Origin of the sequence: Cellulosimicrobium sp. JZ28, assembly GCF_015327065.1 — a bacterium.
In the GTDB taxonomy this organism is placed as follows: Bacteria; Actinomycetota; Actinomycetes; order Actinomycetales; family Cellulomonadaceae; genus Cellulosimicrobium; species Cellulosimicrobium funkei.
Genome location: NZ_CP017660.1, coordinates 2,051,661 through 2,066,411, shown reverse-complemented (window position 1 = coordinate 2,066,411; position 14,751 = coordinate 2,051,661). Strand labels below are relative to the sequence as shown.

The following is a 14,751-nucleotide window of genomic DNA, read 5'->3' as shown; positions in this document are numbered from 1 at the left end:
CGCCTGGGCCGTGCACGGCGGGCGGAAATTCGGTAAAGTACACGTAAAGCGCGCACGTGGGAACGGGGGTCGAGATGGACTGGCTGTGGTGGGTCGGAGCGGCACTGCTCCTCGGTCTCGTGGAGATCATCTCGCTCGACCTCGTGCTCATCATGCTCGCCGGGGGATCGCTCGCCGCCGCCGGCGTCAACGCCGCCGGCGGGCCGCTCTGGCTCCAGATCGTCGCGTTCGCGGTCGTGAGCGTCATCCTGCTCCTCACGCTGCGCCCGTGGCTCCTGCGGCACCTGCGCTCGCGCGTCCCGCTCACGGAGACGAACGTCGCGGCGCACGTCGGCCGCACGGCGCTCGCCGTCGACCGCGTGAGCGAGTTCGGCGGCCGCGTGAAGCTCGTCGGCGAGGTCTGGACCGCGCGGACCGAGCCCGACGCGCCGCAGATCCCCGTGGGCACGGAGGTGCGCGTCGTCCGGATCGACGGCGCGACGGCCGTCGTCGCGCCGCTGCCCGCCCAGCACCCCACCGGGTCGTGACCAGCCGGCACACCCGCACCGCGCCGCCGGGCGACCGGTCGCGCGACCGACGACCAGGAGGCAGTCGATGAACGACCCCAGTCCCGGAACGATCCTCGCGTACGTCGTCCTCGCGCTGATCCTGATCTTCGTGATCGTCGCGCTCGTCAAGGCGGTGCGCATCGTGCCGCAGGCGGTCGCGATCATCGTCGAGCGCCTGGGCCGGTACTCGCGCACGCTCGAGCCGGGCCTGCACCTGCTGGTGCCGTTCATCGACCGCGTCCGCGCGTCCGTGGACCTGCGCGAGCAGGTCGTGTCGTTCCCGCCGCAGCCGGTCATCACGTCCGACAACCTCGTGGTGAGCATCGACACGGTGATCTACTTCCAGGTCACCGAGCCGAAGTCCGCGGTCTACGAGATCGCGAACTACATCACCGCGATCGAGCAGCTCACCGTCACGACCCTGCGCAACGTCATCGGCTCGATGGACCTCGAGCAGACGCTCACGAGCCGCGACCAGATCAACGGTCAGCTCCGCGGCGTCCTCGACGAGGCGACCGGTCGCTGGGGCATCCGCGTGAACCGCGTCGAGCTCAAGTCGATCGACCCGCCGCCCAGCGTGCAGGGCTCGATGGAGCAGCAGATGCGCGCCGAGCGTGACCGCCGCGCCGCGATCCTCACCGCGGAGGGTGTCAAGCAGTCGCAGATCCTCACGGCCGAGGGTGAGAAGCAGGCGGCGATCCTCCGGGCCGAGGGTGACGCGCAGTCCCAGATCCTCCGGGCCGAGGGCGAGGCGCGCGCGATCCTCCAGGTCTTCGACGCCATCCACGAGGGCGACGCGGACCCGAAGCTGCTCGCCTACCAGTACCTCCAGATGCTCCCGCAGATCGCGAACGGCACGGCGAGCAAGCTGTGGGTCGTGCCGACGGAGTTCACGGCGGCGCTCGGCTCGATCGCCAAGGGGTTCGGCGGCGTGCCGGGGATCGACGGCGGGGGAGTGCCGAGCGGGGGCCCTGCCGAGGACGCGGAGGCGGCCGAGGCGAGCGCCGAGGCGCGTCGCGAGCGCGACCGTGACCGTGTGAAGTTTGGCGTCCCGTCGCTGACCGACCCTGCCGAGGCCCTGGCCGAGGCGCGGCGTCAGGCGGAGGCCGCGACGGCGGACGCGACGAGCTCGGGCACGCGGTCGGGCCTGCCGTTCGACCCGCAGACCGAGCGGGGCCAGCACCCGGGCGGCCCCGGCGAGCACCACGCTGCCGCGCCGGAGCCCGGGACCGCCACGCCGCGTCCGCTGGGCGGGCCGTCGCAGTACGCGCCGCCGCCCCCGCAGCCGATCGTCGAGGACGCGCCGACCACGGACGAGCCCCCGCGCGACGAGCCGCCCGCCGGCGGGCCGCCGTCCTTCTCGCCGCGGCACTGACGGGGCGCCACCGCGCAGCCCGAGCGGCCGCGGTGGTCCCGGCCACGTACAACGACGCCCCTGCACCCACCCGGGTGCGGGGGCGTCGTCGTGCCGGCCGCGGGAGGTTCGCCGGGAGCGGACGACCTTGAGAGTGAGTGCTCACTCAGTTACCGTCGAGGCGTGGTTCCCGTCTCCGTGCCTTCCGACGCCCCGCCCGAAGCTCCTCTCGACGCGCCCTCGGGCGCGCGGTCCGAGGCGTCCGCTCCGGAGCGCACGCGCGCACGGCCGCTCTCGCGCGAGGAGCGCCGCGACGCGATCGCCGCCGCGACGATCCCGCTGCTCGTCCAGCACGGCGCCGCCGTGACGACGCGCCAGATCGCCGACGCCGCGGGCGTCGCGGAGGGCACGCTGTTCCGCGCGTTCGCGGACAAGGACGAGATCCTGCACGCCGCGGTCGTGCGCTCGCTCGACCCGGCGCCCGCCGTCGCCGCGATCGGCACGCTCCCGGAGGACGACGGGCTGCGCCCGCTCGTCGTGAGCATCGTCGAGTTCCTGCTCGAGGCGCAGCGCGTCGGGATGCGCATCTTCGCCGCGGCGCACCAGGTGCTCGACCCGCACCGCGCGACGGCGGACCGCGCCGAGGCCGTGCGCCGGATGCGGGCCGGGGACGGCCGGGACGCCCGTCGGGCCGGGTTCGACGCCCGGGAGCGCTCGGCGCGCGAGATCGTCGCGGCGATCGAGAGCAAGCTCGCGGCGCACCGGACGCAGCTGCGCGTGGACCCGGCGCTGGCCGCGCGGGCGCTGTTCTCGCTCGTCTTCGGAAACGCCTTGCCGCACCTCTCGGGCGGTGACAGGCTCGACGCCGTGCAGCTCGCCGACCTCATCCTCGGCGGCATCGGGGCGGACGTCACGACCGACCCGTCGCCCTGACCGGCGGCCCGTCCACGACGCGCGCGCACTCTCGCCCGGTGCCGCCCGCCCCGCGCACCCGCGACCCGCGGCTCGCGCCCTCGTCCCGCAGCCCCCACCCGGACAGGAAGCCCATGCTCGTCAGCCTCTTGCGGACGCGACTGCGTCCCTACCGGACGCCGATCGTCGTCCTCCTCGTGCTCCAGCTCCTCGCGACGCTCGCGTCGCTCTACCTGCCGAGCCTCAACGCCGACATCATCGACCAGGGCGTCACGCAGGGCGACACCGCCTACATCATGCGGACCGGCGGCCTCATGCTCCTCGTGAGCCTGGGCCAGGTCGTGTGCGCGGTCGCGGCCGTCTACTTCGGCGCGCGGGTCGCCATGTCGTTCGGCCGCGACGTGCGCGCCGGGCTGTTCACCAACGTGCAGCGCTTCTCGGCCCAGGAGATGGGCCAGTTCGGGGCGCCGTCCCTCATCACCCGCACGACGAACGACGTGCAGCAGGTGCAGATGCTCGTGCTGCTCTCGCTGACCATCATGGTCATGGCGCCGATCATGCTGGTCGGCGGCGTCGTCATGGCGCTGCAGGAGAACGTCGAGCTCTCCGGCCTGCTGCTCGTCATCGTGCCCGTCCTCGGGGTGAGCGTCGGGCTCATCATCTGGCGGATGGTGCCCTACTTCCGGCAGATGCAGAAGAAGATCGACGGCATCAACGCCGTGCTGCGCGAGCAGATCACCGGCATCCGCGTCATCCGGGCGTTCGTGCGCGAGCGCCGCGAGGCCGAGCGGTTCGACGTCGCGAACGACGCCCTGTTCGACGTCTCGCTCAAGGCGGGCAAGCTCATGGCGCTCATGTTCCCGACCGTCATGCTCGTCATGAACGCGTCGAGCATCGCGGTGCTGTGGTTCGGCGGGCGCCAGATCGACGCCGGCGACATGGAGGTCGGCGCGCTCACCGCGTTCCTGTCGTACCTCATGTACATCCTCATGGCCGTGATGATGTCGACGATGATGTTCATGATGGTGCCGCGCGCGGCCGTCTCCGCGGAGCGCATCACCGACGTCATGCAGACCCGCGCGACGGTCGTCGAGCCCGAGCGGCCGGTCGCCCTCACCACGCGGACGGGCCGCGTCGAGCTCGACGGCGTCGAGTTCCGCTACCCGGGGGCCGAGGAGCCCGTGCTCCACGACGTGTCGTTCGTCGCCGAGCCCGGGCGGACCACGGCGATCATCGGCTCGACCGGCTCCGGCAAGACGACGCTCCTCAACCTCGTCCCGCGGCTGTTCGACGTGACGGGCGGCGCCGTGCGGATCGACGGGACGGACGTCCGCAACCTCACCGGCGCGGACCTCGGCTCCCTCCTCGGCCTCGTGCCGCAGAAGGCCTACCTGTTCTCCGGGACGGTCGCCGACAACCTCCGCTACGGCCGGCCCGACGCCACCGAGGAGCAGATGTGGGAGGCCCTCGAGGTGGCGCAGGCGCGCGACTTCGTCGAGGCGCTCGACGGCGGACTCGACGCACCGGTCGCGCAGGGCGGCACGAACTTCTCGGGCGGGCAGCGCCAGCGGCTCGCGATCGCCCGCGCGATCGTGCGCGACCCGGCGGTCTACCTGTTCGACGACTCGTTCTCCGCGCTCGACTACGCGACGGACGCCCGCCTGCGCGCGGCGCTCGCGCCCCGCACGCGGCGCTCGACCGTGATCGTCGTGGCGCAGCGCGTCGCGACGATCCGGGGGGCCGACCAGATCCTCGTGCTCGACCACGGCCGCATCGTCGGTCGCGGCACGCACGCCGAGCTCCTCGAGTCCAACGAGACGTACCAGGAGATCGTCTACTCCCAGCTCTCGATCGAGGAGGCAGCATGAGCGGCGAGCAGGACGCCTCGCGCACGCCCGCGACGTCGGGCGACGGCGCTCCCGAGACCGGCGCACCCGCGGCGGCCGGCGGGCGCGACGTCGCCGCGACCCGGCTCGCGGGCCGACCCCGCGGTGGCGGCGGGCACGGCCCCATGGGCGGCATGGGCGTCCCCGGGGAGAAGGCGCTCGACTTCAAGGGCTCCCTGCGCCGGTTCGTAGCCTCGCTGCGCCCCGAGCGCGTGCCGATCGTCGCCGTCGTGATCCTCGGCGTGGTGTCCGTGGCGCTCGCGGTCGCCGGGCCGAAGCTCCTCGGCAACGCGACGAACATCATCTTCGCGGGCGTCGTCGGCTCGCAGCTCCCGGCCGGCGTCACCCAGCAGCAGGCCGTCGAGGCGCTGCGGGCGCAGGGCCAGGACCAGGTCGCCGACCTGGTCTCCGGCGTGCCGGGGCTCGTGCCGGGGGAGGGCATCGACTTCACCGCGCTCGCGACCGTGCTCGCGTGGGTGCTCGCCGTGTACGTCGGCTCGTTCCTCTTCGGCTGGCTCCAGGGGCGCATCACGGCGATCGTCGTGCAGCGCACGGTCTACCGGCTGCGGGGCGAGGTGCAGGCCAAGCTGGCGCGCCTGCCGCTGTCGTACTTCGACCGCAACGCGCGCGGCGAGATCCTCTCGCGCGTGACGAACGACATCGACAACATCTCCCAGACGCTCACGCAGACGCTGTCGCAGCTCGTGACGTCCGTGCTCACGGTGGTGGGCGTGCTGGGCGTGATGTTCTGGATCTCGCCGCTGCTCGCGGTCGTCGCGCTCGTCACCGTGCCGCTGTCCGTCCTGGTCACGGCGCAGATCGCGAAGCGCTCCCAGCCGCAGTTCATCCGGCAGTGGGCCGCGACGGGCCGCCTCAACGCGCACATCGAGGAGATGTACACCGGCCACACGCTCGTCAAGGTGTACGGCCACCAGCAGGCCGCGATCGACGACTTCGAGCGGGAGAACGCGGCGCTCTACGACGCGAGCTTCCGCGCGCAGTTCATCTCGGGCACCATCCAGCCCGCGATGGGCTTCCTCGCGAACCTCAACTACGTGATCGTCGCGGTCGTGGGCGGCCTGCGGGTCGCGTCGGGCACGATGACCCTCGGCGACGTGCAGGCGTTCATCCAGTACTCGCGGCAGTTCACGCAGCCCATCACCCAGATCGCGTCGATGATGAACCTGCTCCAGTCGGGCGTCGCGTCGGCGGAGCGCGTGTACGACCTGCTCGACGCACAGGAGCAGACGCCGGACCCGTCGCCCGCGAAGACGGTCGACCCGGTGCGTGGCCGCGTCGCGTTCGAGGACGTCTCGTTCTCCTACGACCCGGACGTCCCGCTCATCGAGCACCTCGACCTCGTGGTGGAGCCGGGGCAGACGATCGCGATCGTCGGGCCGACGGGCGCGGGCAAGACGACGCTCGTCAACCTGCTCATGCGGTTCTACGACGTGGACGGGGGCCGGATCACGCTCGACGGCGTGGACACGCGGGACATGACGCGCGACGACCTGCGCTCCGACATCGGGATGGTCCTGCAGGACACGTGGCTCTTCCAGGGCACGATCGAGGAGAACCTGCGCTACGGCGTCCGCGACGGCCGCACCGTGGACGACGAGGCGTTCCTCGCCGCGACGCGTGCGACGCACGTCGACCCGTTCGTGCGCACGCTGCCCGACGGGTACGCCACGGTGATCGACGACGAGGGCTCGAGCGTGAGCGCGGGGGAGAAGCAGCTCCTCACGATCGCGCGCGCGTTCCTCGCCGACCCCGCGATCCTCGTGCTCGACGAGGCGACGAGCTCCGTGGACACGCGCACGGAGGTGCTCGTGCAGCAGGCGATGAACGCGCTGCGCGAGGGGCGCACGTCGTTCGTCATCGCGCACCGCCTGTCGACGATCCGCGACGCGGACACGATCCTCGTCATGGAGCACGGCTCGATCGTCGAGCAGGGGTCGCACGACGAGCTGCTCGCAGCCGGCGGCGCCTACGCCCGGCTGTACGAGAGCCAGTTCGCGGCGCCGCTCGACGCCGAGGCGGAGGACCCGGAGGGCGTGGGCGCTCCCGCGGGCGGTCCCGCGGGACGCTGACACGCCGCGGCCCGCACCGCGCCCACCCCGAGGGGTGCGGCGAGGTGCGGGCCGCGTGCGTTCCGGCCGTCGCGCTCAGGCGAGCGAGAGGAAGAGCTTCTCGAGCTTCGCCACGTCGAGCGTCGGGTCCTCGCCGTCCTCGGTCGGCTCGGTGAGGCACTGGCGCATGCCGGACGCGATGATCGCGAACCCGGCCCGGTCCAGGGCGCGCGAGACGGCGGAGAGCTGCGTGACGACGTCCTCGCAGTCCCGCCCTTCGTCGAGCATGCGCACGACGGCCGCGAGCTGGCCCTGGGCGCGCTTGAGCCGGTTGGCGACCTTGCTCATGTCGGTGGGGTCGAGCTCCACGGTCGTCCTCCTGCGTTCGTCGGTGTTCTTGTCGGTTCTCGTCGTGGCGTGCCTGGTCAGGCGCAGGTGCAGCGCTGCTCGGGCGGCACCTCGGCCATGACCTCGTCGGCGTGCATGCCGCAGCCGGTCCAGGTGGTCTTGCCGCACGTGCGGCACAGGGCGGGACTGCACATGGTGGGTCTCCTCGGGTGTGGGGGTCGATCGGGGGTGCGGGGGTCGGGGCTCGGCGGGGCCGGGGGCGGCCCGTGCGTGGTGGCGCAGGATCAGCGTCGCACGGCTCCGCCCGCGGCCTGCCACGCGCCGAGCCCGCCGGACAGGCTCGTCGCGGCGTAGCCGAGCGAGCGGAGCTGGCGCGCCGCGGTGTGCGAGCGCATCCCCGACGCGCACACGACGACGACGGTCGCGCCGTCCTGCAGGCGCCGCGGCGCGGCCGACGGGACGTCGGCGAGCGGCACGTGCACGGCCTGGGGCGCGTGCCCGGCGCGCCACTCGTCGCGCTCGCGCACGTCGAGGAGCGTCGCGCCGTCGCGGACGAGCTGCACCGCGGTGGTGGCGTCGACGGTCGGGCGCACGCCGGCGTCGTCGGACGAGCGGGAGAACAGGCGGCGGAGGCGGTCGATCATGCGGGGACTCCTTCGAGGGTGCGCGCGGCGCGCGGCGTGGTGGTCAGGGTGAGCCAGCCGCCGGAGAGGTTGCGCGCGTCGAGCCCGGCGGCGAGCAGGACACGGGTGGCGAGGTAGGACCGCACGCCGCTCGCGCAGTGCACGGCGACGGGGCGCCCCGCCGCGGCGGCGCGCACCTCGTCGAGCCGTTCGCGCAGCTCGGTGTGCGGCACGTTGAGGGCGCCGTCGAGGTGGCCGCCGGCGTGCTCGGCGCGCGACCGGACGTCGAGCACGAGGGAGGTCGCGACGACCTCGTCGAGGTCGGCCGCGTGCCACTGCGGCATGGTGCCGTCGAGCACGTTCTGCGCGACGAAACCCAGCATGTTGACGACGTCCTTGGCGGCGCCGTAGGGCGGGGCGTACGCGAGCTCGAGCTCCGCGAGGTCGTCGGCCGTGAGCCCGGCGCGCAGCGCGGTCGCGAGCACGTCGATGCGCTTGTCCACCCCGCGCGGCCCACGGCCTGCGCGCCGAGCAGGCGGCCGTCGGGCGCGAAGCTCGCCGTCACGTGGACCGGCTCGGCGCCGGGGAACCAGCCCGCGTGGTGGGCCGCGTGGACGCGGACCTGCTCGTGCACGACGCCGGCCGCCGCCAAGGTTGCGTGGCTCGGCCCGGTCACGGCGGCGGTGAGGCCGAACACGCGCACGATCGCCGTCCCGAGCACGGGCGCCTGCGGTGTGGTGCGGTGCCCGGTCATCGCGTCCGCGGCGCGCCGGCCCTGGCGGTTGGCCGGGCCGGCGAGCGGGAAGGGGCCTGTCGCGCCGGTGACCGCGTGCACGACCTCGACGGCGTCGCCGACGGCCCACACGTGCGGGTCGGACGTGCGCTGGTCGGCGTCGACGCGGATCGCTCCGCGCTCGCCGAGCGCGAGCCCGGCCGCCGCCGCGAGGTCGCTCGCGGGCCGCACCCCGACGCTCACGAGCACGACGTCGGCGTCGAGGACGGTGCCGTCCGCGAGCTCGAGCGCGACGGCGTGGTCCGCGACCTCGGGCTGCGGCACGACGGCGCTCGCGGAGGTCCCGAGGTGGAGACCGACGCCGTGGTCGCGGAGCTCGTCCGCGAGCAGCGGCGCGAGGTCGGGCTCCAGCGGCGGGAGCACCTGGTCGGCGCGCTCGACGACGTCGACCGTTAGACCGCGGCCGACGAGCGCCTCCACGGCCTCGAGCCCGATGAAGCCCGCGCCGACGACGACGGCCCGCAGCGGGGCCGTGCGGCCCGCGGCGACCTCCGCCTCGAGCTGCGCGAGCCGGGCCGACAGGGCGTCGAGGTCTGCCATGGTCCGCAGCGTGTGCACGGCCGGGTGGTCGAGGCCCGCGACGGGCGGGAGGACGGTGGTCGCGCCGGGCGCGAGGAGGAGCGCGTCGTAACCGAGCTCGTACGTGCCGTCCTCGGCGGCGACGGTGACCGTGCGCGCCGCGCGGTCGACCGCGGTGACGCGGTGGCGCGTCCGCACGTCGAGGTCGAGGCTCGCGCGGAGCGAGGTGGGCGTGTGCAGAAGGAGGGCGTCGCGCTCCGCGATCTCGCCCGCCACCTGGTACGGCAGGCCGCAGCCCGCGAACGAGACGTGGTCGGACTGCTCGAGCACGATGACCGACGCGCGCTCGTCGAGGCGGCGGGCGCGCGCGGCGGCGCTCATGCCGCCCGCGACGCCGCCGACGACGACGATGCGGCGGGCGCCGTCGGGGTCGGACGGGTGGGTCGTCGAGCCGGGGGTCGAGGGGATCATGCTCCGACGATACCCCCCGGGGTATCGGTCGACGCAAGCCGACGGGCTGAGAGGTCGGTCACGGGACGCCCCGGGAGCCGCGCGGCCGCTCACAGCGGACGGACAGCGGTGGCATCCGGACAGCACACGCCCGCTCCGTAGACACGGCACATGAGCACTCCCGCCCCGCACCCCGCCCCTCCCGCCTCGTCCCCGCCGCCCGTGTCCCGACGCCGACGACGGTGGCGTGCCGCGATCGTCACGGCCCTCGCCGTGCTGCTTCCGCTGGGAGGCGCCACGGCGTGGGCGCTGGACCGGTTCGTCGTCGAGCACGTCGAGATCGACGACGTGTCGGCGTACGAGGCCTCGCAGGGTCTCGACGCGAGCGGGGCGTCGGGCCAGGGGTCGACGGTGGACGACGGCGCGGGCGCCTCGACCGGCACCTCGGCGGGCACCTCCGTGGGCACCGGGACGGTCGACGGCGACACGTACACGTCCGACAGCACGAGCATCACGGTCTCCCGGGTGACCACCGGGTCGGGGGACGACACCCTGACGTACTACGTGGCCGACGTCGTGCTCTCCGACATGACGGACCTGCGCTCCGCGTTCGCGCAGGACGCGTTCGGCACGAACATCACGGAGACGACGTCGGACATCGCTGCCGACAACGGCGCCGTCCTCGCGGTCAACGGCGACTACTACGGGTTCCGTGACACCGGCATCGTCATCCGCAACGGCGTCGTGTACCGGGACGAGGGTGCGCGCGAGGGCCTCGCGCTCTACCGCGACGGCCACGTCGAGGTCTACGACGAGACGACGACGGACGCGCAGAGCCTCGTCGACGCCGGGGTGTGGAACACGCTGTCGTTCGGGCCCGCGCTCGTCGAGGACGGCGAGGTCGTGGCCGGGATCGACGACGTCGAGGTCGACACGAACGTCGGGAACCACTCGATCCAGGGCGAGCAGCCGCGCACGGCGATCGGGGTCGTCGACGAGAACCACCTCGTCCTCGTCGTCGTGGACGGCCGTCAGGAGGGCTACTCGCGCGGCGCGACGACGACCGAGCTCGCCGGGATCCTGCAGGACCTCGGCGCGACGACCGCCTACAACATCGACGGCGGCGGGTCCTCGACACTCTGGTTCGACGGCGAGGTCGTCAACAGCCCGTCGCAGGGTCGTGAGCGTGGCACGTCCGACGTCCTCTACGTCGCGGACGGTGCCTGATGGCCGCCGCGACCACGCGCGAGCAGCCCGCGGACCCGGCGACGAGCGTCGCGCGGACCGCCGTCGTGGTGCCTGCGTACCAGCCCGACGCGCGGCTCGTCGCGCTCGTCGACGCGCTGCGGGCGGCCGTCCCCGAGTCGCCGGTCGTGGTGGTCGACGACGGCAGCGACCGGCGGTGCGGGGGAGTGTTCCGCGCGGTGCGGGCGCTGGGCGCCGTGGTGCTCACCGTCCCGGTGAACCGTGGGAAGGGCTACGCGCTGCGGACCGGGATCCGGTGGGTGCGCGACCGGCTGCCCGGCCACGGCGTGGTGTGCGCCGACGCGGACGGGCAGCACACCGTGGTCGACGTGCTGCGGGTCGCTGCGCGCTCGCAGGCCGAGCCCGAGTCCGTCGTGCTCGGCGCGCGGCGCTTCGCGGGCGACGTGCCGGTGCGCAGCCGCATCGGCAACGCCGCGACCCGCTGGGCGTTCGCCGCGATGACCGGCACGCGTGTCCGGGACACCCAGACCGGGCTGCGCGCCTACGGGCCGGGCCTGCTCGGCGATCTCCTCGCCGTGCGCGGGGACCGGTACGAGTACGAGCTGCGCGCGCTCCTCGAGGCGACCCGCGCGGGCCGCCGGATCGTCGAGGTGGACGTCGCGACGGTGTACCTCGACGACAACGCGTCCTCGCACTTCCGGCCCGTCGCCGACTCGCTGCGCGTGTGGGCGCCGCTGCTGCGGTTCGCGGCGTCGTCGCTCGGTTCGGCCGCGGTCGACGTCGTCGCGCTGCTCGCGCTGCACGCGGTCACCGGGTCGCTCCTCGCGGCCGTGGTGGGCGCGCGCCTGCTCAGCGCGGGCGTGAACTTCGCCGTGAACCGCCGCCTGGTGTTCCCGGGCGGGCGCGATCTCCCGCTGCGCGTCGCGGCGGCCCGGTACGTGGCGCTCGCGGCCGTGCTGCTCGCGGCGAGCTACGGGCTGCTCGCGCTGCTGACCGGGATCGGCCTGCCGCTCCTCGCGGCCAAGGTCGGCACCGACGCCGTGCTCGTCGCGACGAGCTACGAGGTGCAGCGGCGCGTGGTGTTCGCGCCTCTCAGCGCTGACCGGCGTCCCGCTCGACGAGGGCGGGCACGTGGTCGCGCGCCGTCCAGCGCCGGCCGACCCACTTGATGACCTCGACGAGCAGGAAGACGACGAGCGCGAGCCCGAGCGTCTTGCCCCACTCCGCGAGCGCGATGGGTGCCGAGTCGAACCACGAGTGCATGAACGGCGCGTAGACGAAGACGGCCTGCAGCGCGAGCAGCGTCGCCGCCGAGACCCAGACCACCCGGTTGCCGCGCAGCACGTCGAGCGTGAGGCTCGACCGGTCGAGGAACCGGCAGTTGAACAGGTAGGCGAGCTGGCCGAGCGCGAGCATCGTGACCGCCGTCGTCTGGGCCTCGGCGAGCGGGACGCCCTGCGCCCGCTCGACGTAGAACAGCAGGATGGTCGCGCCGCCGATGAGGAGCGACACGAGCAGGATGCGGCGCACGTACGCGCCGTCGAGGATCGACGCCTTCGGGTCGCGCGGGGCGCGGCGCATGACGTCGGGCTCCGCCTTCTCGTACGCGAGCGCGAGCGACAGCGTGACCGCGGTGATCATGTTGATCCACAGCACCTGGACCGGCTGGAGCGGCAGGGTGAGACCGAACAGGACCGCGACGAGGATGACGAGCGACTGCGCGCCGTTGGTCGGGAGCAGGAACAGGACGGACTTGCGGATGTTGTCGTAGATCCGCCGCCCCTCCTTCACGGCCCGCTCGATGGTCGCGAAGTTGTCGTCGGCGAGCACGACCTCGGCGGCCTCCTTGGTCGCCTCGGTGCCCTTGATGCCCATCGCGACGCCGACGTCCGCCTGGGTGAGCGCGGGGGCGTCGTTGACGCCGTCGCCCGTCATCGCGACGACCTCGCCGTGCGACTGGAGCGCGGACACGATCCGGATCTTGTGCTCGGGGCTCGTGCGCGCGTACACGTCGACGTCGCGCACCACCTGGCGCAGCTTCTCCGTGCTCATCTCCTCGAGCTCGGGGCCGGTGAGCACGGCCGGCGCGGACGAGCCGTCGTGGGCGTCGACGATGCCCATCTCGCGGCCGATCGCGAGCGCGGTGCCCGCGTGGTCGCCGGTGATCATCTTCACGCGGATGCCCGCGTCGCGGCACTCGGCGATGGCCTCGATCGCCTCGGGGCGCGGCGGGTCCACGATGCCGACGAGCCCGCACAGCTCCAGGCCGTCCGCGACGTCGGCGACGTCGAGCTCCGCCGTGCCGTCCGCGGCCGGGCGTCGCGCGGCTGCCAGCACGCGCAGACCTTGCCCGCCGAGCGCGTCGATCTGCGCGTCCCAGAACGCACGGTCGAGCGGCTCGCTGCCGCCGTCCGGGGCGACCTGGGTCGCGCAGCGGTCCAGGACGCGGTCGGGCGCGCCCTTGACGTGCACGTGCAGGCCGCCGTCGGGGTCTGCGTCGAGCGTCGCCATGAACTTGTTCTCGGACTCGAACGGCACGACGGCGACGCGCCGCCACCCCGTCGGGTCGACGCCGGCCTTCATGCCGAGCGTGCGCAGCGCGCCCTCCGTCGGCTCGCCGACGAGCCGCCAGCCGTCGGCGTCCTCGCCGTCGGGCACGATCCGCGCGTCGTTGCACAGCATCATGACCGTCGCGAGGGCCGCGAGGTCGCGGTCGTCGGCGAGGTCCGCGTGCCGGGTGCCCGACGCCGGTCCCTCGCCCCCGCCGTCCACCTCGCCGGGTGCGTCGGTCGACCCGGGGCGGGGCGCGTCGTCGGGCACGGTCACGTCTCCTACGGGCGCGTACCCCGCGCCTGCGACCGTGAACGTGCGCCCGCTCGTGCGGACCGTGCGCGCCGTCATCTCGTTCTTGGTGAGCGTGCCGGTCTTGTCCGAGCAGATCGTGGTCACCGAGCCGAGCGTCTCGACCGCGGGGAGCTTGCGCGTGATCGCGCGGCGCCGGGCCATCTGCTGCACCCCGAGCGCGAGCGTGATCGTCACGAGCGCGGGCAGGCCCTCCGGCACCGCGGCGACGGCGAAGCCGATGGACGCCGAGATGAGGTCGGGCACCGAGAAGTCGTGCACGACCCGGCCGATGATGACCATGACGACGGCCATCGCGAGGATGAGCACCGCGAGCAGCTTGCCGAACCGGTCGAGCTGGCGCGTCAGCGGCGTCGCGAGGCTGCGGACCTCCGAGATCATCGTCTGGATCCGGCCGATCTCGGTCGCCGTCCCGGTCGCGGTGACGACGCCCACGCCCTGGCCCGCGGCCACGAGCGTGCTCGAGAAGAGCATGCTCGACCGGTCGCCCACGCCCGCGTCCGCCCCGACCGGGGCCACCGACTTTGCCGCCGCGACCGACTCGCCCGTGAGCGCCGACTCCTCGACGCGCAGGTTCGTCGCCTGGATCAGCCGGACGTCCGCGGGCACGCGGTCGCCCGAGCGCACGCGCACGACGTCGCCGGGCACCACGTCGTCGGCGTCCACGCGGGCCCACGCACCGTCGCGCCGCACTTCGGCGTTGACGGACAGCATGTTCCGGATGCCTTCGAGCGCGCTCTCCGCGCGCCCCTCCTGGATGAACCCGATCGCCGCGTTGATCACCGCGACCGCAAGGATCACCGTGAAGTCGACCCAGTCGCCGAGGATCGCCTTGAGCACCGCCGAGACGAGCAGGATGTAGATGAGGATGTCGTCGAAGTGGACGAGGATCCGCTTCCACAGCGGGTCGCGCTGCGGCGGCGGCAGCCGGTTGGGCCCCACCTCCGCGAGCCGCGTCGCGGCGTCGGCGCTGGAGAGGCCGCCCGCGCCCGTGCCGAGCTCGGCGAGGACGGCGTCGGGCGGGCGCGACCACGGCGCGTCGAGCGACCGTTCGGTCGTGCTCGCCGAGGTCGAGGAGGCCGCCGTGGCGGGGGTCGGTGCAGCGTCCGGCGCGGATCCCATGCCCCTATTCGACCCCCGATGCCCGGATCGCGCGAGGGGCGAAGGACCGTGACCCGCGA

The 14,751-nt window shown here is 73.7% G+C and carries 11 protein-coding genes and 1 pseudogene; 7 read left to right on the top strand and 5 right to left on the bottom strand.

Going from position 1 to position 14,751, the window contains the following annotated elements:
• Positions 1-56: 56 nt before the first annotated feature.
• From BJP59_RS09470 to BJP59_RS09450, 5 genes are all read left to right on the top strand, one after another.
• Positions 57-527, top strand: coding sequence for an NfeD family protein (locus BJP59_RS09470; RefSeq protein ID WP_306303300.1), 471 nt, complete (start codon positions 57-59; stop codon positions 525-527).
• A gap of 67 nt (positions 528-594) precedes the next feature.
• Positions 595-1,923 carry an SPFH domain-containing protein gene (locus BJP59_RS09465; RefSeq protein WP_086150611.1) on the top strand — a complete coding sequence of 443 codons (1,329 nt, stop codon included), beginning with the start codon at positions 595-597 and terminating at the stop codon, positions 1,921-1,923.
• A 162-nt stretch (positions 1,924-2,085) separates the two neighbouring features.
• On the top strand, positions 2,086-2,835 hold the full coding sequence (locus BJP59_RS09460; RefSeq protein WP_228485369.1) for a TetR/AcrR family transcriptional regulator: 750 nt from the start codon (positions 2,086-2,088) through the stop codon (positions 2,833-2,835).
• A gap of 113 nt (positions 2,836-2,948) precedes the next feature.
• The gene (locus BJP59_RS09455) at positions 2,949-4,682 is read left to right on the top strand and encodes an ABC transporter ATP-binding protein (protein ID WP_194522817.1); all 1,734 of its coding nucleotides are present in this window, start codon (positions 2,949-2,951) and stop codon (positions 4,680-4,682) included.
• Positions 4,679-6,790, top strand: coding sequence for an ABC transporter ATP-binding protein (locus BJP59_RS09450; RefSeq protein WP_194522816.1), 2,112 nt, complete (start codon positions 4,679-4,681; stop codon positions 6,788-6,790). The genes BJP59_RS09455 and BJP59_RS09450 overlap by 4 nt, the downstream gene beginning before the upstream one ends.
• Positions 6,791-6,865: 75 nt before the next feature.
• On the opposite strand, the gene BJP59_RS09445 is transcribed toward BJP59_RS09450, so the two are convergent.
• The 4 genes and pseudogenes from BJP59_RS09445 to BJP59_RS20305 all read right to left on the bottom strand — a co-directional run.
• Positions 6,866-7,138: a metal-sensitive transcriptional regulator gene (locus tag BJP59_RS09445; RefSeq protein WP_021482683.1), complete on the bottom strand. Its 273-nt coding sequence runs from the start codon at positions 7,136-7,138 to the stop codon at positions 6,866-6,868.
• Positions 7,139-7,401: 263 nt separating this feature from the next.
• Entirely contained in the window at positions 7,402-7,761 is a 360-nt protein-coding gene (locus BJP59_RS09440) for a rhodanese-like domain-containing protein (protein ID WP_194522815.1), read from the bottom strand.
• On the bottom strand, positions 7,758-8,243 hold the full coding sequence (locus BJP59_RS20310; protein WP_336244622.1) for a rhodanese-like domain-containing protein: 486 nt from the start codon (positions 8,241-8,243) through the stop codon (positions 7,758-7,760). Before BJP59_RS20310 ends, BJP59_RS09440 begins: the two co-directional genes overlap by 4 nt.
• Before the next feature lie 374 nt (positions 8,244-8,617).
• A pseudogene (locus BJP59_RS20305) lies at positions 8,618-9,433 on the bottom strand (NAD(P)/FAD-dependent oxidoreductase); the annotation flags it as partial.
• Positions 9,434-9,673: 240 nt separating this feature from the next.
• On the opposite strand from BJP59_RS20305, the gene BJP59_RS09430 reads away from it, so the two are divergent.
• Positions 9,674-10,729 carry a phosphodiester glycosidase family protein gene (locus BJP59_RS09430; RefSeq protein ID WP_194522814.1) on the top strand — a complete coding sequence of 352 codons (1,056 nt, stop codon included), beginning with the start codon at positions 9,674-9,676 and terminating at the stop codon, positions 10,727-10,729.
• Positions 10,729-11,877, top strand: a complete 1,149-nt coding sequence (locus tag BJP59_RS09425; RefSeq protein WP_194522813.1) for a glycosyltransferase — start codon at positions 10,729-10,731, stop codon at positions 11,875-11,877. Before BJP59_RS09430 ends, BJP59_RS09425 begins: the two co-directional genes overlap by 1 nt.
• Here BJP59_RS09425 and BJP59_RS09420 read toward each other — a convergent pair.
• The gene (locus tag BJP59_RS09420) at positions 11,801-14,692 is read right to left on the bottom strand and encodes a cation-translocating P-type ATPase (RefSeq protein WP_194522812.1); all 2,892 of its coding nucleotides are present in this window, start codon (positions 14,690-14,692) and stop codon (positions 11,801-11,803) included. The genes BJP59_RS09425 and BJP59_RS09420 overlap by 77 nt on opposite strands.
• Positions 14,693-14,751 lie beyond the last annotated feature (59 nt).

Bases quoted from the DNA above. Each gene is read 5' to 3' on its own strand.
- BJP59_RS09465 (WP_086150611.1), top strand. From the start codon at position 595: ATGAACGACCCCAGTCCCGGAACGATCCTCGCGTACGTCGTCCTCGCG.
- BJP59_RS09455 (WP_194522817.1), top strand. From the start codon at position 2,949: ATGCTCGTCAGCCTCTTGCGGACGCGACTGCGTCCCTACCGGACGCCG.
- BJP59_RS09450 (WP_194522816.1), top strand. From the start codon at position 4,679: ATGAGCGGCGAGCAGGACGCCTCGCGCACGCCCGCGACGTCGGGCGAC.
- BJP59_RS09440 (WP_194522815.1), bottom strand. From the start codon at position 7,761: ATGATCGACCGCCTCCGCCGCCTGTTCTCCCGCTCGTCCGACGACGCC.
- BJP59_RS09430 (WP_194522814.1), top strand. From the start codon at position 9,674: ATGAGCACTCCCGCCCCGCACCCCGCCCCTCCCGCCTCGTCCCCGCCG.
- BJP59_RS09425 (WP_194522813.1), top strand. From the start codon at position 10,729: ATGGCCGCCGCGACCACGCGCGAGCAGCCCGCGGACCCGGCGACGAGC.
- BJP59_RS09420 (WP_194522812.1), bottom strand. From the start codon at position 14,692: ATGGGATCCGCGCCGGACGCTGCACCGACCCCCGCCACGGCGGCCTCC.